Source organism: Raoultella sp. T31 (assembly GCF_002806725.1).
Classification (GTDB): Bacteria; Pseudomonadota; Gammaproteobacteria; order Enterobacterales; family Enterobacteriaceae; genus Klebsiella; species Klebsiella electrica.
Map to the genome: position 1 here is coordinate 1 of NZ_PIBO01000027.1, position 26,849 is coordinate 26,849.

General features: G+C 58.3%; 26 protein-coding genes. 12 read left to right on the forward strand and 14 right to left on the reverse strand.

Annotated elements, in window-relative coordinates:
• Window positions 1-587: 587 nt before the first annotated feature.
• From asmA to alkA, 4 genes are all read right to left on the reverse strand, one after another.
• Window positions 588-2,435 (reverse strand): outer membrane assembly protein AsmA, encoded by a 1,848-nt coding sequence (gene asmA, locus CWM52_RS17250; protein WP_100685220.1) that lies wholly within the window; start codon window positions 2,433-2,435, stop codon window positions 588-590.
• Between the two features lie 27 nt (window positions 2,436-2,462).
• Entirely contained in the window at window positions 2,463-3,044 is a 582-nt protein-coding gene (gene dcd, locus CWM52_RS17255) for a dCTP deaminase (protein WP_100685221.1), read from the reverse strand.
• 90 nt (window positions 3,045-3,134) lie between these two features.
• Window positions 3,135-3,776: a uridine kinase gene (udk, locus tag CWM52_RS17260; RefSeq protein WP_100685222.1), complete on the reverse strand. Its 642-nt coding sequence runs from the start codon at window positions 3,774-3,776 to the stop codon at window positions 3,135-3,137.
• A 228-nt stretch (window positions 3,777-4,004) separates the two neighbouring features.
• Entirely contained in the window at window positions 4,005-4,853 is an 849-nt protein-coding gene (gene alkA, locus CWM52_RS17270) for a DNA-3-methyladenine glycosylase 2 (RefSeq protein ID WP_100685224.1), read from the reverse strand.
• Window positions 4,854-4,990: 137 nt separating this feature from the next.
• Here alkA and yegD point away from each other — a divergent pair, with 137 nt between their 5' ends.
• The 9 genes from yegD to CWM52_RS17310 all read left to right on the forward strand — a co-directional run bounded on the left by yegD (window position 4,991) and on the right by CWM52_RS17310 (window position 13,870).
• Window positions 4,991-6,343 carry a molecular chaperone gene (gene yegD, locus CWM52_RS17275; protein ID WP_100685273.1) on the forward strand — a complete coding sequence of 451 codons (1,353 nt, stop codon included), beginning with the start codon at window positions 4,991-4,993 and terminating at the stop codon, window positions 6,341-6,343.
• Between the two features lie 116 nt (window positions 6,344-6,459).
• Window positions 6,460-7,368, forward strand: coding sequence for a LysR family transcriptional regulator (locus CWM52_RS17280; RefSeq protein WP_100685225.1), 909 nt, complete (start codon window positions 6,460-6,462; stop codon window positions 7,366-7,368).
• Between the two features lie 107 nt (window positions 7,369-7,475).
• Window positions 7,476-7,883, forward strand: coding sequence for a DoxX family protein (locus tag CWM52_RS17285; protein WP_100685226.1), 408 nt, complete (start codon window positions 7,476-7,478; stop codon window positions 7,881-7,883).
• Between the two features lie 10 nt (window positions 7,884-7,893).
• The gene (locus CWM52_RS17290; RefSeq protein ID WP_100685227.1) at window positions 7,894-8,850 is read left to right on the forward strand and encodes a glutathione S-transferase family protein; all 957 of its coding nucleotides are present in this window, start codon (window positions 7,894-7,896) and stop codon (window positions 8,848-8,850) included.
• Window positions 8,851-8,860: 10 nt separating this feature from the next.
• Window positions 8,861-9,469, forward strand: a complete 609-nt coding sequence (locus CWM52_RS17295) for an alpha/beta hydrolase (RefSeq protein WP_100685228.1) — start codon at window positions 8,861-8,863, stop codon at window positions 9,467-9,469.
• Window positions 9,470-9,866: 397 nt separating this feature from the next.
• A complete protein-coding gene (locus tag CWM52_RS17300) occupies window positions 9,867-11,849 on the forward strand; it encodes an ATP-binding protein (protein WP_416308813.1) in 1,983 nt (660 codons plus the stop codon).
• Window positions 11,846-12,541 carry a response regulator transcription factor gene (locus CWM52_RS17305; protein ID WP_100685229.1) on the forward strand — a complete coding sequence of 232 codons (696 nt, stop codon included), beginning with the start codon at window positions 11,846-11,848 and terminating at the stop codon, window positions 12,539-12,541. Before CWM52_RS17300 ends, CWM52_RS17305 begins: the two co-directional genes overlap by 4 nt.
• A 421-nt stretch (window positions 12,542-12,962) precedes the next feature.
• Window positions 12,963-13,100, forward strand: a complete 138-nt coding sequence (locus CWM52_RS26370) for a small membrane protein (RefSeq protein ID WP_141964235.1) — start codon at window positions 12,963-12,965, stop codon at window positions 13,098-13,100.
• Between the two features lie 152 nt (window positions 13,101-13,252).
• Window positions 13,253-13,870 carry a helix-turn-helix transcriptional regulator gene (locus CWM52_RS17310; protein ID WP_100685275.1) on the forward strand — a complete coding sequence of 206 codons (618 nt, stop codon included), beginning with the start codon at window positions 13,253-13,255 and terminating at the stop codon, window positions 13,868-13,870.
• A 306-nt stretch (window positions 13,871-14,176) separates the two neighbouring features.
• Here the strand turns inward: CWM52_RS17310 and CWM52_RS17315 are convergent, their stop codons facing one another.
• The 7 genes from CWM52_RS17315 to CWM52_RS17345 form a co-directional block, all read right to left on the reverse strand.
• Window positions 14,177-15,445, reverse strand: a complete 1,269-nt coding sequence (locus CWM52_RS17315) for a dicarboxylate/amino acid:cation symporter (RefSeq protein WP_100685230.1) — start codon at window positions 15,443-15,445, stop codon at window positions 14,177-14,179.
• A 257-nt stretch (window positions 15,446-15,702) separates the two neighbouring features.
• Entirely contained in the window at window positions 15,703-17,217 is a 1,515-nt protein-coding gene (locus CWM52_RS17320; RefSeq protein ID WP_100685231.1) for an ABC transporter substrate-binding protein, read from the reverse strand.
• Entirely contained in the window at window positions 17,198-18,232 is a 1,035-nt protein-coding gene (locus CWM52_RS17325; protein WP_100685232.1) for an ABC transporter ATP-binding protein, read from the reverse strand. Before CWM52_RS17325 ends, CWM52_RS17320 begins: the two co-directional genes overlap by 20 nt.
• Entirely contained in the window at window positions 18,232-19,212 is a 981-nt protein-coding gene (locus CWM52_RS17330; protein ID WP_100685233.1) for an ABC transporter ATP-binding protein, read from the reverse strand. The genes CWM52_RS17325 and CWM52_RS17330 overlap by 1 nt, the downstream gene beginning before the upstream one ends.
• A complete protein-coding gene (locus CWM52_RS17335; RefSeq protein WP_100685234.1) occupies window positions 19,209-20,054 on the reverse strand; it encodes an ABC transporter permease in 846 nt (281 codons plus the stop codon). Before CWM52_RS17335 ends, CWM52_RS17330 begins: the two co-directional genes overlap by 4 nt.
• Window positions 20,051-20,989 (reverse strand): ABC transporter permease, encoded by a 939-nt coding sequence (locus CWM52_RS17340; protein WP_100685235.1) that lies wholly within the window; start codon window positions 20,987-20,989, stop codon window positions 20,051-20,053. The genes CWM52_RS17335 and CWM52_RS17340 overlap by 4 nt, the downstream gene beginning before the upstream one ends.
• On the reverse strand, window positions 20,989-21,888 hold the full coding sequence (locus CWM52_RS17345; RefSeq protein WP_100685236.1) for a proline iminopeptidase-family hydrolase: 900 nt from the start codon (window positions 21,886-21,888) through the stop codon (window positions 20,989-20,991). The genes CWM52_RS17340 and CWM52_RS17345 overlap by 1 nt, the downstream gene beginning before the upstream one ends.
• A gap of 201 nt (window positions 21,889-22,089) precedes the next feature.
• Between CWM52_RS17345 and CWM52_RS17350 the strand changes: the two genes are divergently transcribed.
• Both CWM52_RS17350 and CWM52_RS17355 read left to right on the forward strand, forming a co-directional pair.
• Window positions 22,090-22,845, forward strand: coding sequence for a helix-turn-helix transcriptional regulator (locus CWM52_RS17350; RefSeq protein WP_100685237.1), 756 nt, complete (start codon window positions 22,090-22,092; stop codon window positions 22,843-22,845).
• An 81-nt stretch (window positions 22,846-22,926) separates the two neighbouring features.
• Window positions 22,927-23,835 (forward strand): proline iminopeptidase-family hydrolase, encoded by a 909-nt coding sequence (locus CWM52_RS17355; protein WP_100685238.1) that lies wholly within the window; start codon window positions 22,927-22,929, stop codon window positions 23,833-23,835.
• An 8-nt stretch (window positions 23,836-23,843) separates the two neighbouring features.
• Here CWM52_RS17355 and CWM52_RS17360 read toward each other — a convergent pair whose 3' ends face one another.
• Window positions 23,844-24,962, reverse strand: a complete 1,119-nt coding sequence (locus CWM52_RS17360) for a succinylglutamate desuccinylase/aspartoacylase family protein (protein WP_100685239.1) — start codon at window positions 24,960-24,962, stop codon at window positions 23,844-23,846.
• A gap of 14 nt (window positions 24,963-24,976) precedes the next feature.
• Between CWM52_RS17360 and CWM52_RS17365 the strand changes: the two genes are divergently transcribed.
• On the forward strand, window positions 24,977-25,432 hold the full coding sequence (locus CWM52_RS17365) for an Lrp/AsnC family transcriptional regulator (RefSeq protein ID WP_100685240.1): 456 nt from the start codon (window positions 24,977-24,979) through the stop codon (window positions 25,430-25,432).
• Here CWM52_RS17365 and CWM52_RS17370 read toward each other — a convergent pair whose 3' ends face one another.
• Complete coding sequence (locus tag CWM52_RS17370) at window positions 25,433-26,158, reverse strand: ABC transporter permease (protein ID WP_100685241.1); 726 nt, start codon at window positions 26,156-26,158, stop codon at window positions 25,433-25,435. It abuts the gene before it with no gap.
• Window positions 26,155-26,847 carry an ABC transporter permease gene (locus CWM52_RS17375; protein WP_100685242.1) on the reverse strand — a complete coding sequence of 231 codons (693 nt, stop codon included), beginning with the start codon at window positions 26,845-26,847 and terminating at the stop codon, window positions 26,155-26,157. Before CWM52_RS17375 ends, CWM52_RS17370 begins: the two co-directional genes overlap by 4 nt.
• Between the last annotated feature and the right edge of the window lie 2 nt (window positions 26,848-26,849).

Here is a 26,849-nt window from a genome sequence, read left to right on the forward strand (position 1 = left end):
CGTACCGTGGTCAGGCAGGTCACGCCGCTGTCAATCGTGGTAAGCCCCGCTGCTCCGCTGCTCTCCCCGGTGGCGCTGCGCTTACCGGGGCTACGGTCGGAAGCCTGGTAGCCCGGATAAGGCGTTAGCGCCGCAATCCGGGTCGGGCGGGTCGTACCGGGTCAATCGTGGGCCCGGCAGGTCGTACCGTGGTCAATCGTGGTAAGCCCCGCTGCTTTCCCCGGTGGCGCTGCGCTTACCGGGGCTACGGGTCGGAAGCCTGGTAGCCCGGATAAGGCGTTAGCGCCGCAATCCGGGTCGGGCAGGTCGTACCGTGGTCAGGCAGGTCACGCCGCTGTCAATCGTGGTAAGCCCCGCTGCTCTCCCCCGGTGGCGCTGCGCTTACCGGGGCTACGGATCGGAAGCCTGGTAGCCCGGATAAGGCGTTAGCGCCGCAATCCGGGTCGGCGGTTCGCACCGTGGTCAATCGTGGTAAGCCCCGCTGCTTTCCCCGGTGGCGCTGCGCTTACCGGGGCTACGGGTCGGAAGCCTGGTAGCCCGGATAAGGCGTTAGCGCCGTAATCCGGGTCGGGCGGGTCGCACCGTGGTTAGCGTTTTTCAAGCAGCTTCTTCACGTCTTTCCCGTCCTGGGTATTTTTATTGCGCTCAATCCAGTCGTTAAGCCGCTGTCTGGCCTCATCCTGCAACTGCTTACGCAGCAACTGGTCGACCTGCAGGCTATAGCTCAGCGTTTGCCATTTGCCGTAGATACGCAGCGGAATCGAGGTCTGTTTGAGTCTGTCTATAAGCTTGCTTTCGCCTTTCCAGCCGCCCAGCACGCGTACGTTAAAGCGCATATCGCACTCTTCGTCCAGCAAATTCAGGTCGCCCTGCCCGGTCAGCGCCATCAAATCTGATTGCCCCTGCAGGCTTTGCAACGTGACCTGCCCCTGCGCCAGCTGCAGCTCGCTGCTCAGAGAATCCAGGCGGGTGGCGTTGTCGTAATTTTCCTGCGCCTGCACATTGGTGCTGCGCTCAACGGCCTGCTGCACCAGTTGCTGGAAGTTCAGCCCTTCGGTACGAGGATTCGCCATCTGTATCTGCGCATCCCCTTGCCAGTGACGACGGAAATCGTCGGCATCAATTCTTTCGCCGGAGAAATCCCCGGTTAAGGAGAGCTTACCGGTCAGATTAAGCGAATAGTTAAAGGCTTTCAGGATGGTGGCGATCTCAACGTTATCCAGCTTCGGCTGGAAAGAGGCCTGCGGAGTCTCCCCGCGCGCGTCGAGGGTGCCAGGCAACGATATCAGCCCGCCATCCAGCTCGCCCTGAAGCTGATTGATCGTCAGCAGCCCAAGCTGGTTGCTGATGTCGCTTTTCACCTGGGTAAAGGTCATCCCGCGCCACTGAAGCTGGTCGGCCGTCAGCGACAGATGGGCGGTAAATCCCCGCAGGCTAGTGTAATCTGCCTGGATATCGCTGTCGGCAATCACCGGGCGCAATCGCCTCTGCTGACCTTGCCCCTGCTTGCTGGCGCCAGAATCCGTCGCCGGCAAGCCGTGCGACAGCAGATTGTCGAGGTCAAGAGTGGTGGCATGAAGATTGAGATTCCAGTCGGCCCGGTCGCCTAAAATCACGCTGGCGTTGCCAGCAATCGTGCTGCCGTTCGCCGTCAGATTGAGGTTATCGAAGCTCAGCTTTTTCTCATCTTCCTGCCAGTTCGCCTGTAAACTGCCCTGCCCGCTCACACCATCAGCCGGCAACTCAGCGCCGCGCAGCTGCCAGTTAAGTCGCGAGATGTCAGCCTGCAAAGAGTGCGGATAGTCGCCGCCCTGCACCTCGGCGGAGAAAGAGAGCGCCAGATCGCGCTGGTCGCGGTTGATGCGCCCGGAAAAATCGAGCGTCGCGTGCTGATGTTCATCCTGATCCATCTGCAGACGAATATCGCGTACCGTCACCTGCTCGCCATCTTCATGCTGGAAAAAGAGGACGCTGTCCACCACCTGCAGCTGCCGCACATCGTAGGACCAGCCGCTGTCATCCGCCACCAGAGGCAGCGTACTGTCGTGAGGAACCACCGGCGCATCCTGACTGCGTACCGCTTCGGTCTTCGGCGTCAGCTGAATCACCGCGCCCTTGAGCATCACCTGTTTGACCTGCAGCTGATGGGAAATCAGCGGCAGCAGGGCGACATCAAGACGCATATTATCCGCACGCACCACCGGTTCAGCGGCGCCCGGCGCCGTCAGCGTCATGCGCCCGGAAAGAATACTCAGCTGCGGCCAGACGTGCCAGCGCAACGGGCCATCGAGTTCAAGCTGATAACCGCTACGTTCCGCCACCTTATGCACCATATAGGCGCGAAAATCGTTGGGATTAACCAGCAATACCAACGCGGTCAGCCCGGCGACAACCACCGCCAGCAAGATCATCAGCGTCGTCAGAATTCGTCTCATGGCACCCTCAGTACACCGCTTACGTTATCAATCCTTGTCGATTCGACTCGCCACCGCGCCCTGCTGGTCGCGATATTTGGCGTCTTCACGGCGGTTATAGGGCCGTGCCGCAGGGCCTGACAGCGGTTCAAAACTCAATGCGCCGATCGGCATCCCCGGACGCAGCGCCAGCGGCAGCTTGCCGGAGTTAAAGAACTCAAGCACGATGCAGCCTGACCAGCCAGGATCGATACGGTGAGCGGTGACGTGCACCATCAATCCCAGCCGCGCCAGCGAGGAGCGACCGTCCAGCCAGCCAACCAGATCGGCCGGCAGCGTCACCGACTCGTAGGTCACCGCCAGCGCCAGCTCTCCCGGATGCAGATAGAAGGCTTCGCCTTCCGGCAGCACGATCTCTTCGCTCATCACCCGATCCAGCGCCGCGGTCACTTCCGCTTTTGGCCCGCTCAGGTCGATAAAGGGCGCCGTGTGGCCGCGAAACGTGCGAAATTTATTCCCCAGCCGAACGTCTACGGTCGCGCCGTTAATACGTTCAACGGGCGGGCGCGGGCTGATAGATAGCCGCCCCTCATCCAACCAGGCTTCTATATCTCGGTCGCACAGACGCATGAGCTCTCTCCTTTATGGCATCGCGCCCCCACACCTTCCGGGGTTAAGGGCAATTTGGGTTCTCTTTGCACGTTACACAATTCGTCTGTGTTATTCAAAGAACTGACTGATTTTCGCCTTCAGAATATCAATCGCGATGCGGTTTTTACCGCCGCGAGGCACAATAATGTCGGCATACTGCTTGGAAGGGTCAATAAACTGCAGGAACATCGGACGAACCGTTTTCTGATATTGCGCCATCACCGAATCCATCGAGCGCCCGCGTTCATTCACATCGCGCTTGATGCGGCGCATCAGGCAGATATCCAGCGGCGTATCAACAAAGATAGAGAAGTTCAGCTCATTGCGCAGGCGAACATCGGTCAGCAGTAAAATCCCTTCGAGGATGATCACTTTTTTGGGTTCGATATGGATAGTTTCCGGCATACGCGTATGTTCAACGTAGCTGTAGACCGGTAATTCAATCGGCTGGCCGCTTTTCAACATCTGCAAATGCTGAAGCAGTAAACTGTGATCCATCGAGCTGGGATGGTCATAGTTCGTTTTAACACGCTCTTCCATCGACAAATGACTTTGATCTTTGTAGTAGCTGTCTTCCGGAATAACGCCAATATGTTCATCACCAACCTGTTCACGCAATTCGCGATACAGCGTGCTGGCGATAAGACTTTTTCCCGAAGCCGATGCGCCGGCGATACCAATAATGACGCACTGATGAGACGTATCAGTCATAACTTTTTTGCGACCTGATTAACCTGGATGTATATACACATAACTCTTCGAGCTGCCCCCGCGTGACCCGGCCTGCCGCCTCGCCCCTGTGGGGTTTGTTCAAAACGCTAACAGTTTTGAGACGCATCTCGAATAATTTCATGTATTGGAAGGGTGACGTTTGACCGTCAAACGCGGCAATTATAGGGATTTCAGCGCGTCGATACCAGTGATATGCGCCCCGCATGGCTATTCCTCAGTCGGCGCCCATCCTTCGCTATACCAGATATGCAACAGCGCATAAGAACGCCACGGCTGCCAGCGGCTGGCGTAACGCGCAATACGCGCCGGAGTCATACCGCTGAACCGCTGCTTAATCAGGTAATCATCCGCCAGAAAAATGTCCTTCGCCTGCCAGCCGCGCAGGGCAAAATAGCTGGCGGTCCAGCGGCCGATACCGGGCAGCGTTTGCAGCTGTTTCATCGCCGCCTCAATGTCGTCCGGCGCCTCCAGCGGCAACTGACCGTCAACCGCCGCCTGCGCCAGATGGATAAGGGCCTCAGCGCGTTGCCGCGACATGCCCACGGCTTTAAGCGCTAACGGATCCGCTTGCGCCAGGGTGTGCGGTTGCGGAAAGAGTCTGTATTCCGGTGCCTCCGCCAGCGGTTCGCCGTAAGCCGCCGCCACTTTTGCCGTCAGCTTCGCCGCCATCGCCACGCTGACCAGTTGCCCCAGTATCGCGCGCACCCCTTGCTCAAAGGCATCCAGCGATCCCGGCAGGCGCAGCCCCGGACGCGCGCTGGCCAGCGCGCCCAGCGTCCGGGCCACCTGATGCGGGTCACAGGCTAAATCAAACAGGCGCGCCACCCGGGCGTGGCACGCAGCGGCCACCGGCAGCAGGCCGTCAGATAAGGTCACGCGTAATCCCTGCGCCGCCAGATCGGGCTCAACCGTGATCAGGCCGCGATGGCCCGCCAGAGAAAAACTGCGGGTGTAACGCTCCTCGCTGAACGTTTCAATACCCGCCACCGCACGGGCGCGTAGAAAACCGAATATCCATTGCGGGTCGTAGGGGGAGTGCCAGGGTAACAGCGTCATCATTTCTCCTTCTTGAATTGCCTCAATGATAGACCCTCCACGTCCGGGCTACCTTGCTTTTAAATTCCTGTTGTCGCCGTGGCGGCAATCCGCTAAAGTCGCCCCCCTTCTTCACTGGCATGGGGATTTTTCAGGTCATGTTTATTGGTTTTGACTACGGCACCGCCAACTGCTCGGTTGCCGTAATGCGCGATAATCTTCCGCACTTGTTAACGCTGGAAAACGGCAGCAAGCTGCTGCCGTCAATGCTGTCGGCACCAACCCGCGAAGCGGTCAGCGAATGGCTCTATCGCCATCATGACGTGCCGACCAACGGCGATGAAAACCAGGCGTTGCTGCGTCGCGCCATCAACTATAACCGCGATGAAGACATCGACGTCCTCGACAACAGCGTCCAGTTTGGTCTGGCCTCGCTGCATCAATATGTCGACGATCCGCAAGAAGTCTACTTCGTTAAATCCCCGAAATCGTTCCTCGGCGCCAGCGGCCTGAAGCCGCAGCAGGTCGCGCTGTTTGAAGATCTGGTGTGCGCCATGATGCTGCATATTAAGCAGCAGGCGCAGACGCAGTTGCCGGAAACCATTGACCAGGCGGTGATTGGCCGACCGATCAACTTCCAGGGGCTCGGCGGCGATGACGCCAACGCCCAGGCGCAGGGGATCCTTGAGCGCGCGGCGAAGCGCGCCGGTTTCCGCGACGTCGTTTTCCAGTTTGAGCCGGTTGCCGCCGGGCTGGATTTCGAAGCAACGCTCAAAGAAGAACAACGCGTGCTGGTGGTCGATATCGGCGGCGGCACCACCGACTGTTCGCTGCTGCTGATGGGGCCGCAGTGGCGGCAGAAAGCCGATCGCCAGCAAAGTTTACTCGGCCACAGCGGCTGTCGCGTCGGCGGGAACGATCTCGACATCGCCCTGGCGTTTAAATGCCTGATGCCGCTGCTGGGGATGGGCGGCGAAACGGAAAAAGGGATCGCCTTACCGGTGCTGCCGTGGTGGAACGCCGTCGCTATCAACGATGTACCGGCGCAAACCGATTTCTACAGCAGCGCCAACGGTCGCTTGCTCAATGATCTCCTGCGCGATGCCCGCGACGGCGATAAAGTCGCGCTGCTGCTGAAAGTCTGGCGCCAGCGCCTGAGCTACCGCCTGGTGCGCAGTGCCGAGGAGAGTAAAATCGCCCTCTCCGCGCAGGAGCAGGTGACCACCGGACTGCCGTTTATCGGCAATGAACTGGCCGCGGCTATCAGCCAGCAGGGGCTGGAAGCCGCGCTGAATCAGCCGCTAACGCGTATTATGGAGCAGGTTCAGCTGGCGCTGGACAACAGCCGCGAAACACCGGATGTGATCTACCTGACCGGGGGGAGCGCCCGCTCACCGCTGATTAAGAAAGCGCTGGCGGCCCACCTGCCGGGTATCCCGATCGCCGGCGGCGATGATTTTGGCTCCGTGACCGCCGGTCTGGCCCGCTGGGCGCAGGTCGTCTTTCGTTGATGGATGCCGGGGGCGGCGTCCCCCGGCAGGCAGCTCAGCCGTCGCTCTCCGCGAAACGCCCGGATCTCCGCCGCCCTTTGCTATAATGGCGCTTTCACACTACAAAGGGTGCCTGAATGGAACGGCTGGATTGCGATCGGATGTTTGTCGCGGTAATGGAAACGGGCAGTTTTACGCTCGCCGCACAGCGCTGCGGTACGAGCCACGGCCAGGCCTCAAAACTCATCTCCCGTCTCGAAAGCGACCTTGGCGTACACCTGCTCAGACGCAGTACCCGCTCGCTGACGCCAACCGATGTTGGCCTCGCCTATTATGAGCGTATCCGCCAGCTATTGATTGATTTCGATGAGCTCAACGACTCGGTCCGCAACATCTCCAACGCCCCTGCCGGGCAGCTGCGTATCTCCGCCCCCGTCACCTTTGGCACCACGCAGCTGGCCCCTCACCTGGTGACCTTTGCCCGCCGCTATCCGGATATTGAACTGGATGTCAGTTTTTCCGACCGGCTGGTGAACGTTGTCGATGAGGGTTTCGATCTGGCCCTGCGGATCGGCAATTTAACCGACAGCACCCTGTTCGCCCGTCGCCTTTGCCCCGTACGCAGCGTGGTGATTGCCTCGCCGGAATACCTGGCCCAGCGGGGCGAACCGCAAAGCTGGGAAGCGCTTAGCCAGCACGATTTGATTGTCGATACTAACTTTCGCGATCCCTGGCACTGGCCGTTTCTCGATCAGCAGCAACAGCTGCATTCCCAGCCGGTGCGCGGAAAGATGAAATTTTCCAATGCCGAAATTTGCCTTGCCGCCGCCTGCGCCGGGCTCGGGATCGCGCGCTTGCCGTTTTTTATTGCCCGCAAAGCGCTGGATGAGCGCCAGGTTGTGCCGGTGCTGGCCGCTTATGAAGCGCCGCCGCTGGCGCTGTTCGCCGTGTTTCCGCCCGCGCGCTATCTGGCGCATAAATCACGGGTGATGATCGATTTTCTGGTGGATATCTTTTCCGCCGCGCAAGAACGGGTGAAGTATTAAGCCTTATTATTTCCAATATAGAAATAAATATGCGCGTTTTAACGGGATAATCCACAAAAAAGAAATAGTGTACAGTCCTTCAGTCAACTGAAAATGAGGACTCCACCATGTTCGATCAACGCACCACCCCTTATGCTGCCCTGGTCATGCGCCTTGCGCTCGGTATTCTTTTCCTCGCGCATTTTAGTCTCAAGTTTTTCGCCTTCACCCCCGCCGGAACCGCCAGGTTTTTCGTCTCGCTCGGCCTTCCCGGCTGGCTGGCCTATATCACCATGGCCGTTGAATTCTTCGGCGCCATCGCCCTGATTCTGGGAATTTATACCCGTATCGTCGCCGTGGTGCTGATCCCCATTTTATTGGGCGCGATTTTCACCGTTCACGGCCCGGCAGGCTTCTTCTTTACCAACCCCAACGGCGGCTGGGAATTCCCGGCATTGTGGATTGTCGGCCTGCTCGTCCTGGCGCTGACCGGGGATGGTAAATATGCGTTAAAACCAACGTCGGCAAAACGTTAACGAGGTCGCTATGCTCATCGATGGAAAATGGACCGCCGACTGGCACCCGGTACAGGCAACGGATAGTCGGGGCGGTTTCGTGCGTCAGACCTCCAGTTTTCGCCACTGGGTCACGCCGGATGGCGCCCCCGGCATCACCGGTGACGGCGGATTTGTCGCCGAACCCGACCGTTATCATCTGTACGTCGCGCTGATTTGCCCGTGGGCCTCCCGCACGCTGATTGCCCGTAAACTCAAAGGGCTGGAGGCGGTGGTCAGCGTATCGGTCGTCGAGCCCTGGCTGCTGAATGAAGGCTGGCATTTTGGCGACTACCCTGGCGCTGACCGCGATACGCTGAATAACGCCGAATGGGTTCATCAGCTGTATACCCTGGCCGATCCCCACTTTACCGGGCGCGCCACGGTCCCGGTGCTGTGGGATAAACACACCGGGACCATCGTCAACAACGAGTCTGCCGATATCGTACGGATGTTGAACAGCGGCTTTGGCGAACTGGCCCGTCACGATATCGATCTGTACCCGCAGGCGCTGCGCGAAGAGATTGACGGGCTCAATGCCGAAATTTATCCGCAGCTCAACAACGGCGTCTATCGCGCCGGGTTTGCCACGACCCAGGAGAGCTATCAGGACGCCGTAAGCGATGTCTTCTCAATGCTCGATAGGCTGGAGCAGCGCCTCGCCACCCGCAGCTACCTGTGCGGCGAGGCGTTGACCGAGGCGGATATTCGCCTGTTCGTGACCCTGATTCGTTTCGATGCCGCCTACCACGGCCTGTTTAAATGTAATCTCCGTCCCCTGACGGCCTACCACAATATTGACCGCTATGTACGCGATCTGCTGGCAGTTCCGGGTATTCGTGAAACGGTCAGTCTCGATCATATTAAGCAGGGCTATTATTCCATTAAGGCGCTGAACCCCAACGGTATTGTACCGGCAGGGCCAGACCTGAGCCGCTACGGACTTTAAGCGAGTCGCAATGAACAAGACACTGATTATTTTGCTCCACGGCGTCGGTAGCCGCGGCGAAGATTTACAAGGGCTGGGCCATTTCTGGCGTCAGAATCTACCGGAGGTGATGGTCGCCACGCCTGACGGCCCAGACGCGTTTGATATGGGGCCGGGTTATCAATGGTTCAGCGTCAACGGCATCAGCGAAGCGTCGCGCGCTGAACGTATCGCCAGCGCGCGCGGCGCCTTCAACCGCACCCTTGAAGAGGTGATGGACAAGCATCATATTTCCCCTGATGAAGATCGGCTGATCCTCGCGGGCTTCTCCCAGGGGGCGATTATGTCGTTGGATGCGCTGGTCAGCGGACATCTGCCGCTCGCCGCGGTCATCTCCTTTTCCGGACGCCTTGCCTCCCCGCAGCCCTGGCAGCCGGTTTATGGCACGCCCGCGCTGCTGGTCCACGGCAGTAACGATCCGGTCATCAGTCAGACCGAGAGCGTAAACGCAGCGCGCAAACTCGCCGCCCTCGGCGTGGATGTCGATACCTACTTCGAGCCCGGCGTCGGTCACACCATCACCACGAATGGCGCCATGAAAGCGGCGCACTTTTTAACCCCGCTGCTTCAGGCTGAATAATATTCATCGCGTTAAATACACGTCAGCCGACATTGATCGCTAAAAAGTCCTGCACCTGTTTTTCACGACATAGCGTGCAGAACTTTTTTAATCCGTCAGACCCGCCCGCCCGCTATCACAAAATCGAACTATCACAAAATCGTATCCTCCGGTTCACCGCGCTGTGGTATACCGATGCCGCCACCGCTATTCGGTTTGTTGCCTTTAGCGGCGCAGGTCTGGCCAGTATCGCGCATGACAGATAAGGCTGGAATAATCTCGCGCACGTCAGCAAAATGCCTCACCGTCCGGACCTAAGAATTTTCCTAGAATCAGGGAGGATTGGCGATGCGGGTTATAAACGCGCTGACTATTTAAATCGAACTCATATCGTAAGAGATGCCACAAGGGGGAGTGATTGAATCACGTGTGCGCTGTTATTCATTCTGCTCGGGCGGCGGGCTGGCTCCGCGCCACTTTTCGGCTGTGTTGCGGCCTGTTTATTTTCTTCCAGATGTCCGGGCCGCTTCATGCCCAGGTGCGCCAGTTTGGCATTGATATTCCCGTCCATGGGTATGCCGACGCCACCGGCAAGATGACGGTAGATGAATTTATCGCTTTACCCGCGAGTGCGCTGACTACCGCGCAACGCATTCCCTCATTTGGCTACTCGTCAAAAGTTTACTGGCTCAAAGCTTCGTTACCGGCGGCGTACTTCAGCGGGGAGCAGCGCTGGCTTCAGCTCGGCCCCTCCTTTATCGATCATTTCAGCGTTTTCTACCGCCCTTCAGCGCAAGGCGGGCCATGGATTAAAAAAGAGTTTGGCGACCGTTCATCGGCCAGGGAGAGCGATCTTGACTATCGTGAAAGCGTCCTGATTTTGCCGCCGCCCCCGGCGGCGACAGGTTACGACGTGGTGTTCCGCATTCAGAGTAGCAGCACCCTGCTGCTGCTGAGCACACTCTCTTCGCCGCAGGAGTTTCTCCAGTCCGCGACCCGGGATACCGCATTCTGGAGCTTTTACTTTGGCCTGGCGGTGATTGCCAGCGGCGTCGCTCTGTGGCTCGCCGTTTTATTGCGCCGCCGTTTACTGTGGGGGATCTGCCTGTTTTCCCTCAACTATCCGCTGGTGGCCGCTCTGCACGGCTACCCGGAGTGGTTTTTCGGCAACGCCGTTCTCCGGATCCAGGACGCGATGATCAGCTACCTGTCGCTGCTCAGTTACGCTACAGCGCTGTGGCTGCATAGCGAGGTGTTTGATCTTAAGAACAATATGCCGCGCTTACAGCGGATACTCGTCGCGGCTATCGGTTTAAATATGCTCCTCCTCGCCAGCATTCCACTGGACTTTTACGGACTGGCTATGCAAATTGAGGCGGGGATCTTCTTTGTCGCCGCCCCCGTGCTGCTGGTGACCTCATGGGCGCTCTGGCGACGAAAAGCCATTGACTGGAATACATTCCTGTTGGGGCTGCTCCCGCCGGCGTATGTTGTTGCCACCGCGCTGGCACTGTTATCGATCCATGGCATCATTCCCTTTCACAACGCGATTTACTCCATCTGGCAGTACGCGCTGATTGTACATATCATCGCCGTGCTGATTATTGCGGTCCTGCGCGTACGGGCCGAAAACCGCAGGCTGGTGCAAAAACAACAGCTGACGCGCGAACTGCGGATCGAGCGCGAAGCAAGCTTTCATCAACGTCAGTTTATGGGCATGGTGGCACATGAATTCCGAACGCCGCTCTCGGTTATCCAGGCCGCGCTGGAGAACCTGCGTCTGTGCTCCCCGGAACCGGCGCAACGGCCGCGCCTGGAGCGCATGCAGCGCGCCACCACACGCCTGGTTCAGTTAACCGATAATTGTCTGGCCGATGCCCGGCTCTCCTCCAGTGCGCTGCATGTGGATAAACAAAACGCCGATCTGCTCTCGGTTATCCGCATGGCGGCCACCGTCGTTGAACTCTCGGCCAATCATTATCTGACTATCACGCTGGACGGGCACAGGGTCGACTCGACGACCCGTTCGCCGCCGCTGTTTGCCGACAGCGCACTGCTGTGCATTGCGCTGGCCAACCTCCTGGACAATGCGGTGAAGTACACGCCGTCCGGCGAGATTGCGATCGCCATTCGCCCGCAGGCGGAGCGCTGCGAAATCGGCATTCGTGACCACGGGCCCGGGATTGCCCTTGATCATGTTGACCAGATTTTTGAGCGTTACCGGCGCGGCGTCGTCTGCACCGCGACGCCGGTTGGCACCGGTCTTGGGCTGTATGTCGCCCGACAAATCATCCAGGCTCACGGCGGTGAGCTTTGGCTGGCAGTAAACGGTCCGACGGGATGCGAATTTACGCTCACGCTTCCCCAGGATGCCCCACCACAGCAAAAGGGTAAATCATGACATTACGCGTCGCCATCATCGAAGATAGCGCCGATCTCCTTGATGAACTGCTGGCCTTCCTGCGCTTTCGCGGCTTCAGCGCATGGGGCGTACACAGCGCGGAAGCGTTCTGGCGGCAGCTGCATCGCGATCCGGTAGACATTGTGCTGGTTGATATTGGCTTGCCCGGCGAAGACGGCTTCAGCGTTCTGGAGTATCTGCATGAGATTGGCGAGTACGGGCTGATCGTCATGACGGCCAGAGGGCATGAGCAGGATAAGCTGCAGGCGTTCAATCTTGGCGCAGACTTCTATCTCATCAAGCCGGTGAATTTTTCCGTTCTGGCGGAGACCATTGATTCGCTGGGCGCCCGGATTGTGCAGCAAACCCCCGCCCCCCCTGTCGCGGCCCCCGTCGACGAGAAGGCCGCCTCTTCCTCCTGGGTACTGCAGCCGGAAAGCCTGTTGGCGCCGTCCGGCATCTCGCTGCCGCTGACCCAGCAAGAGCACCGGCTGATAGCGCGCTTAATGCGTAACCCCAGCGAAGTCTGTCGCAAGGTCGATCTGCACGCCTATCTTTTCCCCGATGAAGATGAGGCGGAACTGCACCGCATTGACGTGGTGATCAGCCGGCTGCGCAACAAGGCGAGGCTACACGGTATGACCTTGCCCATCCGGGCCATTTTTGGCAAAGGTCTGGCGTTTATTCCCTGAGGGTCCTCACCGCCGTCATACGACCGGCGAGAGGCATTCTCCGCCAGCTCGATCATCCATACGTTATTTACTTTGCTATTGTTGTTAATTTTTCTCATTTTTTGAGAGAAATGAGAGAAATGAGACTGACAGTACATTAAGAATTTTCTTACATTGACCTTATACCGCAACGGTAGCGCCCAAAATTAGCCATGCGACGAGAGGGGAACCGCGCCCGCCCTTTCGTACTAGCCATCTTGCGGACAGGCCGGGTTTCACTCTGCCAGGGTTGGGTTCCAGGCGGCGATGTCGCGCGAAAATTTTACGCGGCAGACGCCGCGACGACAGCAGCAGCTTCACGCGGAATAACAGAATAATAATATTGGCGTTCGCGCTGATGCATATTTATCACAGCACAAAACTCAGTTAAGGATGATCCATTATGGCTTTGCAAACGTGGCTGGCTTTATTGCTATGCCTGTTTTTCTTCGGCATCTCCGTTTATAGCTTTATTTCTTACATAAAAGACAGAAGAAAACAGAAAATCCCCTTCGCCGACCGAAAAATGCGAAGGAAATAATCATGGCAGAGCTTCTGCCTCTCCCGTCGTGTTGATGAAAGGCCATTTTCCGTTCATCAAATACGATATTCCCGATTCACGGCAATTGCCGTAAACGCCAGAAAGGTTACTCGCAGCATGGTATTATGTTGATGCCGCCGGAAAGTCACGCCATGAGAAAAATAAGCATCGCGATTATCAGCCGAAACACCTTCCTCAGGGCGTCGCTAATGGCAATTGTCAACGATCTCACCCGGACCTGCGACGACCTGACCATCGGGTTTAGCGGTCACTCAAGCGAATTGTCCGCTGCGGACATTATCATCGCTGAGATTCTCCCGGGTGAGATTCATCTCTGTAATACCAGTATTAAAAACCGTAAACAAAACAGTTCGGTCATCATTTTGCATAGTTATGATGAGCTGCCGGAAAAAACGCGGATCGTCAATTGCCTGAAAGACGTTACCTTCGTTCCGGTCAAAGCGGTCAATATTGACAGCCTGCGTGAAATTATTGCCAGGGCGCTAAAGAAGAATGAACAGCCGGAATCAAAACGGGCGGTCGATTCAGCATCAATATGCGCCAACTGCCCGCACAAAAGCCTGTCGCCTTCGCAGGTCGTCGTTGCCCATGGTCTGATGAATGGTTTTGATATTGGTAAAATTTCCGCACTGCACCAGATTAGCCCGAAGACCGTTATTTATCATAAGAACCAGATCATGGAAAAATATGGGCTGAATAATCATCATGACTTCTTTCAGTTCATTAGCGTGTTAAAAGAGCGCGGCTAAGATCAATCAGCGCGATACGGGACAGGATTAAAAACAGTGAAAATTCGGAATTCGCCGGGTTGCTCAGGTTATCCGTTCTGAAAACAATCTTATAAGCGGGAAATAACTTCTCATGCCGCGCAATTAACCGGTAAAATTATCCCACACCCGGGTATAAAGATACTGCCGCGTATTTTTGTACCATGAAAATAAGACGTTAATCGCGGGTGATATTCTTTCGTCACATTGCCCCTTGCGTGCCTGTTGGGGGCCTCTTTTTCCGCAACCGGCGGAAAATACGCCCCCCGCGAAGAGGGCGTTGAGCTATCAGGCCTGCGCCTGCTGAGGCTCCGCTTCCGGCTCCTCTTCCTCTAACAGCCCTTCGTTTTTCGACAGCATCGCCGTAGCAATGCCATTGCCCAGCACATTGATCGCCGAACGGCCCATATCAAGGAAATGGTCGATGCCCATCAGCAACAAAATCCCGGCGACGGGAATATTGAAACTCGGGATCGTGGCGGCAAGTACCACCAGCGCGGAACGGGGAACCCCGGCAATCCCTTTTGAAGCCAGCATCAACGTCAGCATCATGACGGTAATTTCGCTAAAACTCAGCTGGATATTATAAGCCTGGGCAATAAACATTGAGGCGAACGAGCAGTAGACCATCGACCCCACCAGGTTAAAGGAGTAGCCAATAGGCAGCACGAAGGAGACGATGTTGCGCGAGCAGCCAAAGCTGACCAGCCGCTCCAGCGTCTTCGGATACGCCGCTTCCGAGCTGCTGGTGGTAAAGGCCACCAGCACCGGATCTTTGAGCATATTGAGCAGGCGGAAAACCTCTTTTTTCAGCACCATATAGCCCACCGCCAGCAGCGCCGCGCTGGTAAGCAGCACCGCCACATAGTAGCCGCCAATAAAGGAGGCATAGTTAAGCAGAATGCCCATCCCCTGTGAGGCGATAACCGACGAGATCGCGGCAAAAATCGCTAACGGCGCCACGTACATCACATATCCGGTGACCTTGAGCATGATATGCGAGACGACATTCAGCGCAGCGACCAGCGGCGCGTTGAATTTTTCCCCCAACGAGGCCCCGGCAATGCCGAAGAACATCGAGAACACTACGATTTGCAGAATTTCGTTGTTCGCCATCGCCTCGGTAATGCTGGTCGGGATGGTGTGAGACAGGAATCCTTTCAAGCTCATTCCGCTGACCGCGAGGCCGGTATCAACCGACTCTTTCGGAATCGCCAGGTTTAAGCCCGCGCCGGGATGTTCAATGGTCACAATCACCAGCCCGACCAGAATAGAGAGGATCGACGAAGTGATGAACCACACCATCGCCTTGCCGCCTACTCGTCCGATAGTCGCGGTTTCTCCCAGACGCATAATCCCCACCGTCAGCGTGCTGAAGACTAATGGCGCAATCACCATCTTAATCAGTCGTAAGAACATGTCGGTAAAGAGCGTGATATTTTCTGCCCATGCGGTAATCGTGCCCGGAGAGGCATACGCATGGATCACTGCGCCGGAAAGGATCCCCAACAGCATGAAAATAACGATAAACAGCGTAAGTTTGTTTGCACTTGCCACAAAAAAGAACCCCTGATTTATTTAATGTATTGATTTTAATGCACATATGTTTTTTTTATACGAGTGCATTAAACATTCACCACATAAATTGAATAAAAGACGCCAGGGTTACAACTCTTTTTTAGTTATTTATCTCGATAGTTGAAGCAAACCTTGACACATATCAATCCCGTTCAGGTTGTCAGGTTTTGCGCGGCAGGACCGTCAGCGGCGATGAAAAAAGCGTCGGCGACCGGGGCCGACCGACGCGAGAAGGCTCAGTTTTTCACGGTATCTTCGAGGAAGAAGCGACCCAGCGGATTCTGATAGAAACCGCTAATATTTTTACGACTGACGTTGCGGTACGGGCTGTAATACAGATCGATCCAGTTCACGTCTGCCTTCGCCATTTTCTGCAGCTCGATATACATCTGCTCCCGCTTTTTACTGTCCATCTCCACACGCGCGGCGGCCACCAGCGCTTTGACCTGCTCGTTATGGTAGCGGGTCATATAGTTCATGTTGGCGTCATGCCCCAGCACAAAGGTGGTTTTCTGATCGGGGTCGAGGATATCGTTAGTCCAGTACATCACCGAAATATCGTAATCTCCGGCCACCAGCATATCCCAGCTCTGACTCGGGTCCACTTTTTGTAAATTGACCGTCACCCCGGCTTTCGCCAGCTGCTGCTGGAGTAAAATAGCGATTTGCTCATCCACTTCATCCCCGGCGTTCACCACATAGTTCAGCTTCAGGTCGGCGGCCCCCGCCGCTTTCAGCATCGCTTTGGCCTTTTGCGGATCGTATGGCCGACGGAGATTGTCCGCGTAGTGATAAAGCGCTCCGGCGGGAATGTAGGAGTTCGCCACCTGACCATAGCCAAAGGTCACGGTCTTGACGATAGCGTCTTTATCAATGGCAAAATCCAGCGCCTGGCGCACTTCCACTTTGCCCAGCGCGCCATGAGAATGGTTAATCAGCAGATGATCTTCGCGGGTTGACGGGTCAAGCTCCACCTTCAGGCTGGCGTCCTTTTGTAAGGATGCAATCCGCGAGAAAGGCACCGTCAACGCGGCATCCAGTTCGCCCGCCTGCACCTTCAGCATGCGGGTATTATCATCCGGAATGGTTAACCACTCCACGCCATCAAGACTGACGTTTTTCGCCTGCCAGAAGTTGGGATTCTTGACCAGCACGATTTTTTCGCCGCGCAGCCACTCCTTGACGCTAAACGCGCCGGAGCCCACCGGTTTTTCGGCAAAAGCCTCCTCGCCTTCCGCTTTCATCGCCTGCTGCGAAATCACCGACGCATTCGGCAGCGCCAGTTGCGATAAGAAAGGGGCTGAAGGCGATTTCAGCGTCACCACCAGGGTTCGCGGGTCCGTTGCTTGCGCCTGCGCAATAATGCTGTAGGAATCGCGCCACAGCGATCCCGCATCGTCGCGGATACGCAGCAGGCTAAAAGCCGCATCGCTGGCGGTCAACGGCGTCCCGTCCGAGAATTTAGTCTCGCGAATTTTAAAGGTATAGACCTTGCCATCCGCGGAGATAGTCCAGCTTTCGGCCACGCCTGGCTCCAGCTTCGTCCCCGTCTTATCCACCCGCACCAGCGGGTCGAAGACGTTGGAAAAGACCCAGTTATCGGCATTCTGCGCCGATTTTATCGGGTCAAACGTGGTGCTGTCCTCACGGCGACCGATGGTCAATACGCCCGCCGCCTGCGCCATTTCGCTGACCACGCTCAGCGCCAGAAAAACGCTCGCCGCCAGTAACTTAACATGTCTGTGCTTCATCAAAAGATCCCCCTGTCAAAGGAAAAACGGTCTCATTACCCGTGTGGTTGAGTACGCAGGCATATGCGCGATCGGCAATCTGCCGGGTTGGTGGTGGTGCGCCGGTGCGACACGGCACCTGCGCATAAGGGCAGCGCGGATGAAATGCACAGCCTTGTGGAACAGCGACGGGACTGGGCGGCTCGCCCCCCAACCCACTCTTCGGCAACGGCTTATCGGGGTCGATCTCCGGGATTGCCGCCACCAGCGCGGCGGTATAGGGATGCAGCGGTCGGCTGAAAACCGCTTCCACCGGCCCTTCTTCCACGATACGCCCGAGATACATCACCGCGACGCGATCGCAGAGCCGACGCACAATCGCCAGGTCATGCGCGATAAACAGAATCGCCAGCCCCATCTTCTCCTGCAGATCCATCAGTAAATTGACGATCTGCCCCTGAATAGAGACATCCAGCGCCGCGACGCACTCATCGGCGACGATCAGCCGCGGCTCCATCGCCAGCGCTCGCGCTATACCGGCGCGCTGGCACTGGCCGCCGCTAAGCTGCGCCGGTTTGGCGCTGGCCTGCTGCGGACGCAGGCCGACTTGAGTGAGCAACTCCGCGACTCGCTGCGCGACCGCGCCGCCCGGCACCTTTTGATGAACCCGCAGCACCTCGGCGATGCTTTCCCCGATGGTCTGACGCGGGTTCAGTGAGCCGAAGGGGTCCTGAAAAATCATCGCGCTTTGCTGGCGCAGACGGGCGATATCGCTGGTTAAGCCATGCGTAATTCGCTGACCATCGAAGCGCACCTCTCCGGCGGTCACCCGCTCAAGCTGTAACAGCGCCCGACCCAGCGTGCTTTTACCGCTGCCGGATTCGCCGACCAGACCGAGCGTCTCGCCGGGATAAATTTGCAACGAAACCTGACTGACGGCATGCACCGCCCGTTTCGACAACCCGCATCCGCCGGAAAGCGGAAAGGTAACGGAAAGATTATCGGCCTCCAGCAACGGCCAGTGAGTACGCACCATTATTCCTCCCGCCGGACGAGCGTCGGCAACATGTGATGACAGGCCGCCGCATGACTGTGGCTATCCTGCCCGTAAGCCAGCGACGGCTGGTGCAGGCAAGCCTCATCGGCGCGGTGGCAGCGTGGGTGAAAGCGACAGCCTGACGGAAAATGGTCGGCGACCGGCGGCTGGCCGTCGATAGTCGTCAGCCTCCCCCGCCCGCCTTCGCTGACCGGCTGGCAGTCGATAAGCCCGCGGGTATAGGGATGCAGCGGCCCGGCCAGCACTTCGCGCTTACCGCCGACCTCACACAACCGACCAGCGTACATCACCGCAATGCGGTCGCAGGTTTGCGCTACTACGCCGAGATCGTGGGTGATCATAATGACCGCCAGCCCCAGCTCGGCGCGCAGGTCGCTGAGCAGGCGCAGAATCTGCATCTGCACGGTCACGTCCAACGCCGTCGTGGGCTCATCGGCAATCAGCAGCGCGGGCTCCGGCGCGAGAGCGACGGCAATCATCGCCCGCTGGCGCATGCCGCCGGAGAATTCATGCGGATAGTTATTGAGCCGGTTTTGCGGGTCGGGGATCCCCACCTGCCGCAGCAATGCCAGCGCATCCTCCCGCGCCTGACGGCGGCTGGCGCCGAAATGGAGGCGGCGGCTTTCGGCAATCTGTTCGCCGATGGTCATCACCGGATTAAGGTGGCTGGTTGGGTTCTGAAAAATCATGCCGACCTCCCGCCCGCGCACCGCCGACATGTGGTCGTCGCTCAAGGTCAGAATATCGCGCCCGTTCAGCACAACCTCGCCGCCGGTAATCCGTAACCCGGCCCCCGGCAGCAGACGCATCAGCGCCCGACAGGTCACGGTTTTACCCGAACCGCTCTCGCCGACCAGCCCCAGCATCTCTCCGGCGTCGAGACTCAACGAGACGTTGTCCACCAGCGCCAGATCTGCGCCGCGCATAACCGTCAGATTGTTTACCTTCAGCAGAGTCATCCGCGCGCTCCTGATTTATCGCCCAGCCCGTCGGCCAGCAGGCTAAACCCCATCGCCAGCAGCACGATGGCCAGTCCGGGAAAGGTGGTTATCCACCATGCGGTGGTGATAAAACTCTGCCCCTCCGCAATCATGACGCCCCACTCGGCGGTAGGCGGCTGCACGCCAAGCCCCAGATAGCTCACCGAAGCCCCGTTAAGCAACACCAGCACGCAGTCGGACATCGAAAAAACAATCGCCCCGCTCAGCGCATTCGGCAGCAGATGACGAAATAAAATCCGCGGGTGACCATAGCCGAGGCTGCGGGCCGCCAGAACAAAATCGCGCTGCTTTAAGGTCAGTACCTGAGCGCGTATCAGCCGGGCGTAGGAAACCCAGCCCACCAGCGCCATAGCGATATAAAAACTGCCCAGTCCCGGCCCGAGGACGGCGATGATCGCCAGCATCAGTACCAGAAACGGAAAGGCCAGCACGATATCAATGATGCGCATGATCAGCGCATCAACGGCGCCGCCGGCATAGCCAGAGAGCGCCCCCAGGGTGGTGCCGAGCATAAAAGGAAACAGCACCCCCAGCAGGCAGATCTGCAGATCCACCCTCGCCCCCCACAGCACGCGGGAAAAAATATCGCGGCCAAAGTTATCGGTGCCGAACAGATGCGCGCCGCCCGGCGGCAGCAGGCTGGAGGAGGCATCCTGGGCTATCGGATCGAACGGCGCTATCCACGGCGCCAGACAGGCGATGAGGAACCATAAACCGACAATCGCCAGCCCGAAATATAACGCCTGCTGGCGCGGGATGACCCGCTGACGCAGACGGGAAAAAGTCGCGATCGCTTTCATAGCTTTATCCTCGGGTCGAGAGCCACGGTCAACATATCCGCCAGCAGGCTGACCGCCACGGTGGCGAGGGCGAAGACCATCACTACCCCCTGGACCACCATGTAGTCACGGCTAAAAATCGCCTTGATCAGCAGTTGGCCGAGGCCGGGGATGGCAAACACGCTTTCGATAACCACCGTACTGCCGATGAGCCAGCCGATATTCACCGCCAGCAGATTGATGGTCGGGACCAGCGAATTGGGTAGCACGTGCCGCCAGAAAATGCGTCTTTCCCGCTGTCCACGCGCCCGCGCCGCCACCACATAGTCGCTACTCATCTCCATCAGCAGGCTGGCGCGCAGGTTACGAATCAATACCGCCGAGAGAGCCAGCGCCACGGTCAGACACGGCAGCGCCATATGGTGCAGTTGGTCAAAGAAATCGCTGCCATAGCCGGAGACCGGAAACCAGCCCAGCGCGATGCTGAACAGCAGAATCAGCATAATGCCGAGCCAGAACGCCGGAAAACCCAGCCCGGCGGTGGTAAAGAGGCGGATCAGCCGATCGGCGAGACGTCCACGCTGGCGGGCGGCAATCGCGGCCAGCGGCACCGTCAGAACGATAGCCAACAGCACGCTGCCCAGCACCAGCCACAGCGTTGGCTCAAGTCGGGAAGCAATCAGCTTGAGGGTGTCGACCCGATAGACGATGGATTTTCCCAGCTCCCCCTGCAACAGATTGCGCAGGAAGTAGCCGTACTGCACCCACAGCGGTTCGTCGAGGCCAAACTGCGCGCGGATACGCGCCAACGCCGCCGGGGTGCTCCGCGTCCCCAGCAGAATGCGCGCCGGATCGCCGGGGATCGCACGCACCATCATGAAGGTAATCAGGCTGATGCCTAACAGAACCGGGATCAGTTGTAGCGGACGAAACAGCAGAAAGCGGTAGCGATGCATCAACGGCCTCCTGTATCGCGCTGGCGTGCCAGAAAGTCGAGCAGCACCGGGTAGTAAGCCTGCGGCTCTTCATAAAACGGCATATGGCTGCTGTTGGCAAAAATCGCGATTTCGGCATTCGCTAGCCCCTGCTTCATTTTCAGGGCGCAGGCGGGAGTGAGTTCATCATGCTGGCCGCTGGTTATCAGGCACGGCGCCCGGATTAAGCTCAGTTCGGCGCTGCGATCCCAGGCTTTTAAATTACCGGTATAGAGGAATTCGTTCGGCCCCTGCATGGTGATATACGGTGCCATATTCCAGTCCTCCAGCGAGCGTTTAACCGGTTCGGGCCAGACATCGAGACGGCACACATGGCGATAATTCAGTAAGGTAATCGCCGCCTGATAGGCCGGATGATCCAGCCAGCCCAGCGCTTCATAGCGCTGCATCATGGCGACGGTTTCTGGCCCCAGCGCGCCGCGCAGACGGTTAAGCTCCTGCACCAGATGCGGCATATCGGCGACGGTATTTTCCAGAATCAGCGAGCGAATTGCGCCAGGATGGTGCAATGCCACTTCAATGGCCAGCCATCCGCCCCACGAGTGACCAAGCAGATGCACCTTGCCGAGCCCCAGCGCCTGACGAACGGTTTCCACCTCCCGCACGTAGCGTGCCATGGTCCAAAGGCTGACGTCATCCGGCCGGTCCGATTTCCCGGTCCCCAGTTGATCGAAGGCGATCACCCGATAGCCGTGCTGTTTCAGGCAGGAGTGGGCCTCGCGCAGATAGTCACAGGGTAGCCCCGGCCCGCCGTTGAGGCAGAGTACGCACTCATCGCCGTCGCCAAATTCCCAGGCCACGACGTTGTATCCGTCTACCGCAATGTTATGGCATCGATCGGCCGTTATTTCACTCCACATGGTCTATTCCTCGTCGTACAGGGCTGGCTACTGGCGTTGCGTTAACGCTAACGGCATCGCCGGAAGCTGAACAGTTAGCAAAAATACTAGTTTTACGCCGCGCCGGTACGGCATCGGAATTGCATACCTCACAGCGGGCGAGTGACGGATTTGCACAAATCATGCCCGTAGCAGGTCTCGTTTTTATGTGAGGGGGGTTATATGCGACTGGAGTTTGAACGCCCCGGCGGCGTGCAGGCTGGCAGCCTGGATGAGGCATTCGGCGGGCTATTTCAGCAAACGCGAAAGCTGGGGTTTGACGCGGTTATTTACGACTACACCCCGGTCCCGCGCTCTCTGGAAGGGGAGCTGATTACGCCCTCGCTGCTCAAAACGTGCAATGTGCCGGAAGATATGCGTCAGCTATGGTGCGAACGCGGCTATTACCAGCTTGATCCGGTGCAGCATTGCGCGCTGGAGAGCTGCGCGCCCTTTATCTGGTCCTATCAGCGCCCGGACAGCAACATGCTGCGCGGCAGACTGGACCCGCATACGACCGCCGTCACCCACTATATGCGTGAACACAATATGCCCTGCGGCGCCACGGTTCCCCTGCATCTGCCTAACGGCGGTTTCGTCACCCTGACCGGTATTCACACCGATCAGCGTCAGGAGCCGGAAATCAGCGCCACTCTGGCGCAGCTGATGCTGCTTGCCCATCAGTTTCAGGAGACGGCTTTTCCGCTGTTCGACAGCACCATGCTGACCTGCCGTCACGTGAAATTAAGCAACCGCGAGCGCGAATGTCTGGCCTGGTCCGCCGAAGGGCTCACCGCCAAAGAGATCGCCCGCAAGCTCCATCGTTCGGTGGCGACGGTGACGTTGCACCTGAATACCGCAGCGAAAAAACTGGGCGCCAGCAACCGCGTACAGGCGGTGGTTCGCGCCCTGCATTACCGCCTGCTCGACAGCCAATAACTAGCATTTTTACTAGTGTTCAGCTTCGCCGATGACCCTTTACCCTGAAAGCCGGTCCATTTAACAGGGTAAAGATCACTCATGTATACCATTCGCGAAGGCTATGCCCCGTTTCGGCAGTATCAAACCTGGTTTCGTATTTGCGGCAATATCGATAGCGGACTGACGCCGCTGGTCGTGGCCCACGGCGGGCCGGGGTGTACGCACGATTATGTCGATGCGTTCCGCGACATCGCGCTGAGCGGACGAGCGGTGATCCACTACGATCAGTTAGGCAACGGGCGCTCAACCCATCTCCCGCAGCAGCCTGCCGACTTCTGGCAGCCGGCGCTGTTTCTCGACGAGCTGGATAACCTGCTGCGACACCTCAATATTGCCGATAATTACGCCCTGCTTGGTCAATCGTGGGGAGGGATGCTGGGCGCGGAGCACGCGGTGACGCAGCCAAAAGGCTTAAAAGCGCTGGTTATCGCCAACTCCCCGGCCTCAATGGCGCTGTGGCTCCAGGGGGCGGCAGAACTGCGGGCGCAGTTGCCCGCCGATATCCAGCAAACGCTGTTGCAGCACGAGGCCGCCGGGACGCTGGACAGCGCGGAATATAAGGCGGCAAGCCAGGTCTTTTATCAACGCCACGTCTGCCGGCTTGATCCCTGGCCGCCGGAAGTACGGCGCACCTTCGATGCGATGGACGCGGACCCGACGGTCTATCACGCGATGAACGGCCCCACCGAATTCCACGTTATCGGCAGCATGAAAGCGTGGACTATTATCGACCGCCTGCCGCAAATTGAGGTCCCGGTGCTGCTGATTTCCGGGCGTTACGATGAAGCCACGCCGGAAGTGGTACAGCCTTTTATGGACCACATTCCTGATGCCCGGTGGGTCATTTTCGAAGCCTCAAGCCATATGCCGCATGTGGAAGAGCGCGAACTGTGCATGAAGACGGTGAGCGACTTTCTGGCCCGTTCGATATCAAGGCCGCCGGTTTAACCAACGGGTCACATCGCCAGCCCGCCGCCTCCGGCATAACTCTGCCTGCCGACGATTTTCATCACCTCAGCGCCAAAGGTGACAAAAGGCGCCCGACGGCTGGCGTAGATCAACCCGCCGGTCTGCGGGCGGACCGATTGAATCATATCGGTGAGCGGATCGATAATCTCGGCCACCACCTCATCGGCGCTGACCCACTCGCCGGGTTGTTTCAACGCTACGAAGATCCCGCTCGCTGGCGCGGTCACTATCTCTCCCGCCGCAAACGGCAGCATCAGCGTCTCCTGCTGCGGAACAGGCTGGACTTCGCCCGCCAGCACGCCGCGATATTGCAGATAACGGTACAGACGTTCAGCGTCCTCACGGGCCAGCGCATGATTCACATCCTGCTGACCGCGCAGCTCCACGGTCACCGCCATACAGCCAGGCTGGCCGTGCTGCCATTGCGGAGCGCGCGCCGCCAGACGATGCCAGGGCAGCCCGCAGGCTTCATCAAACGAGTTGCCGCCGCTCTCTTGCGACAGCAGTACCGTTTCAATACCTAAAAAGGCGGCCATCACCCCGGCCTCTGCCTGCCAGGCCGGATCGGCGTACAAATGCAAAATGGCCCGATCGTCACAGTGCAGATCCAGCACCACATCGGCATCACAGGCCAGGCTCAGCAGATGGTGGCGTAACGCCTGAACTTCGCTGCGCTGCGGTTCGGCGGCCAGCGCCTCGCGCATCGCCGCGCGGACCTGCCGCAGGTACGCTTCGCGGGTCTGCGGGGCATCGGCGCCGAGATAGCGCTGCGCAAGGTGGGCGAGGTCGGGAAAATCGCGGTTGAAGTTGCGGCCGCTGGCGAGATCAAATCGTCCGATCCCGCCGTTGAGCACGACCTGCGCCAGCCCCGGCGGGTTAGCGACCGGCACGAGGATAATCTCACCGCGCAGCTCGGCGCGCCGTTCCGCCTGGTTAAGTAATCTTTTAAGATAATGCAGTACCAGCATGCCCGGGATTTCATCGGCGTGCAGCCCCGCCTGCAGATAGATTTTCTCTCCGCGGCCGGGTTCGCCAAAGTGAAAATGGGTTAATTGCCGCTGCCCACTCAGCGCATGTTCGGGTAAGGTATAGTGTTTAATTTTCATTGGACGTCCTATCTGTGGAAAAGAAAGCCCGGCTCGACCGTATCGATCATAAGATCCTTGAAATCCTGCGCCGGGATGGCCGCATTTCTTATCAAAAGCTCTCGGAGCAGGTAAACCTCACCGCCCGTCCCTGCCTGGAACGCGTACGTGGCCTTGAGCGCGACGGCATTATCCGCGGCTACAGCGCGGTAATTGAACTCCCGGAACCGGAACATGCTTTCGTGGTGCAGGCGCAAATTGCGCTGGCCGACCATGGCCGCTCACAGCCGGTCTTTGAGCAGGAGATGCGCCAGACGCCGGAGGTGCTCGACTGCTGGCTGGTCAGCGGCAGCTTTGACTTTCTGGTGCGTATCGGCTGTCGCAGCATGGCGCACTACTGCCAGCTGGCCGACGGCTGGCTGACCAGCAAAAAATTTCGCATCGATAAAATCGTCACCCTGACGGAACTGCAGTCCATCAAACGCTCCTGATCAGGGGCGCTTGATAAACGCCAGCCAGCGTCGTTCCGCCCGCGAAAAGACGAAAATCAGCAAAAAGGTGCACACTAAATAGAGCGCGGCGGCCATCAGGAACGGGATAAACGGCGAGTAGGTGATGGCATAGAAAGCGCGCGCCACGCCGGTGATATCCAGCAACGTCACGGTACTGGCCAGCGAAGTGGCGTGGAGCAAAAACACCATCTCATTGTTCAGCGCCGGAATCCCCCGCCGCAGCGTAGCGGGCAGCACCAGTCGGCGAATAATCTGCCACTTAGTCATACCATAGGCTTCCCCGGCCACCCACTCCTGGCGTGGAAACGTCGCCATCATCCCCGCCAGCAATTCCGCGACGTAGGCCGCGGTGTTCAGCACCAGCGCCAGGGTGGCGCAGAAGGTGGCGTCGCGGAACAGCAGCCAGAACGGCCGATCGTTTTGCCAGCCCAGCTGGACAATATCGAACTGAGACAGCCCGTAATAGATAAGCATCAGCTGCAGATAAAGCGGCGTGCTGCGGAAAAACCAGGTAAAGCCGCGGACGGGCCAGGCCAGCAGGCGCGGACCGTAGACCTGGCCTATCGCCAGCAGCACCGCCAGCACCATTCCAGGCGCCAGGGAGAGCAAAAACAGCTCCGCCGTCATCGCCAGCCCGCTCGTCGAACCGTTGCCGTCGCTCCACAAATAGCCCGGTACCGCCTCGATAAAGGTCTGCAGATTCATTGCGTCGCCCCCGCCGTTGACGAACGCAGCGCGTAGCGCTTCGCCAGACGGCTAAACAGCCAGCTGGACAAGGCGGTGATGACCATATAAATCAGCGAGACCAGGAAGTAGAACAAAAAGGGTTTTTGCGTGGCGCGCCCGGCCTGTTCCGCCAGCCACACCATATCTTCTAAACCGAGAATGGAGACCAGCGCCGACGCTTTCATCAGTCCCAGCCAGTTATTATTGATGCCCGGAATGGCAAAGCTCAGCATCTGCGGCAGCATGATGCGCCGGAAGACCAGCCACGGCCGCATGCCGTAGGCTTCAGCCGCTTCGGTTTGTCCGCGATCGACGGTGAGAAACGCGCCGCGAAACGTCTCGGTGTAATAGGCCCCAAACACGAAGCCAATTGCCAGCACGCCGGAAATAAAGGTATTAAAGCGCACCGGCCCAACTCCAGCCAGCGACAGCAGGGCGTTGACCAGCATCTCGCCACCAAAAAACAGCAGCAGCATAATCACCAGCTCCGGGATGCCGCGCACCAGCGTGGTATAACCGGTGGAAAACCACCGCAGCCAGCGCGGTCCGAACAGCTTAATCAGCGCGTTCACCAGCCCCAGCAGCAGCGCCACCAGCAGCGAGACCAGCATCACGCACAGCGACACCCCCGCGCCGCGTAACAGTAGCGGTAAATAATCTGCAACCATAT

Coding starts and splice junctions, on each gene's coding strand:
- asmA (WP_100685220.1), bottom strand. CDS start 2,435: ATGAGACGAATTCTGACGACGCTGATGATCTTGCTGGCGGTGGTTGTC.
- dcd (WP_100685221.1), bottom strand. CDS start 3,044: ATGCGTCTGTGCGACCGAGATATAGAAGCCTGGTTGGATGAGGGGCGG.
- udk (WP_100685222.1), bottom strand. CDS start 3,776: ATGACTGATACGTCTCATCAGTGCGTCATTATTGGTATCGCCGGCGCA.
- alkA (WP_100685224.1), bottom strand. CDS start 4,853: ATGACGCTGTTACCCTGGCACTCCCCCTACGACCCGCAATGGATATTC.
- yegD (WP_100685273.1), top strand. CDS start 4,991: ATGTTTATTGGTTTTGACTACGGCACCGCCAACTGCTCGGTTGCCGTA.
- CWM52_RS17280 (WP_100685225.1), top strand. CDS start 6,460: ATGGAACGGCTGGATTGCGATCGGATGTTTGTCGCGGTAATGGAAACG.
- CWM52_RS17285 (WP_100685226.1), top strand. CDS start 7,476: ATGTTCGATCAACGCACCACCCCTTATGCTGCCCTGGTCATGCGCCTT.
- CWM52_RS17290 (WP_100685227.1), top strand. CDS start 7,894: ATGCTCATCGATGGAAAATGGACCGCCGACTGGCACCCGGTACAGGCA.
- CWM52_RS17295 (WP_100685228.1), top strand. CDS start 8,861: ATGAACAAGACACTGATTATTTTGCTCCACGGCGTCGGTAGCCGCGGC.
- CWM52_RS17305 (WP_100685229.1), top strand. CDS start 11,846: ATGACATTACGCGTCGCCATCATCGAAGATAGCGCCGATCTCCTTGAT.
- CWM52_RS26370 (WP_141964235.1), top strand. CDS start 12,963: ATGGCTTTGCAAACGTGGCTGGCTTTATTGCTATGCCTGTTTTTCTTC.
- CWM52_RS17310 (WP_100685275.1), top strand. CDS start 13,253: ATGAGAAAAATAAGCATCGCGATTATCAGCCGAAACACCTTCCTCAGG.
- CWM52_RS17320 (WP_100685231.1), bottom strand. CDS start 17,217: ATGAAGCACAGACATGTTAAGTTACTGGCGGCGAGCGTTTTTCTGGCG.
- CWM52_RS17325 (WP_100685232.1), bottom strand. CDS start 18,232: ATGGTGCGTACTCACTGGCCGTTGCTGGAGGCCGATAATCTTTCCGTT.
- CWM52_RS17330 (WP_100685233.1), bottom strand. CDS start 19,212: ATGACTCTGCTGAAGGTAAACAATCTGACGGTTATGCGCGGCGCAGAT.
- CWM52_RS17335 (WP_100685234.1), bottom strand. CDS start 20,054: ATGAAAGCGATCGCGACTTTTTCCCGTCTGCGTCAGCGGGTCATCCCG.
- CWM52_RS17340 (WP_100685235.1), bottom strand. CDS start 20,989: ATGCATCGCTACCGCTTTCTGCTGTTTCGTCCGCTACAACTGATCCCG.
- CWM52_RS17345 (WP_100685236.1), bottom strand. CDS start 21,888: ATGTGGAGTGAAATAACGGCCGATCGATGCCATAACATTGCGGTAGAC.
- CWM52_RS17350 (WP_100685237.1), top strand. CDS start 22,090: ATGCGACTGGAGTTTGAACGCCCCGGCGGCGTGCAGGCTGGCAGCCTG.
- CWM52_RS17355 (WP_100685238.1), top strand. CDS start 22,927: ATGTATACCATTCGCGAAGGCTATGCCCCGTTTCGGCAGTATCAAACC.
- CWM52_RS17360 (WP_100685239.1), bottom strand. CDS start 24,962: ATGAAAATTAAACACTATACCTTACCCGAACATGCGCTGAGTGGGCAG.
- CWM52_RS17370 (WP_100685241.1), bottom strand. CDS start 26,158: ATGAATCTGCAGACCTTTATCGAGGCGGTACCGGGCTATTTGTGGAGC.
- CWM52_RS17375 (WP_100685242.1), bottom strand. CDS start 26,847: ATGGTTGCAGATTATTTACCGCTACTGTTACGCGGCGCGGGGGTGTCG.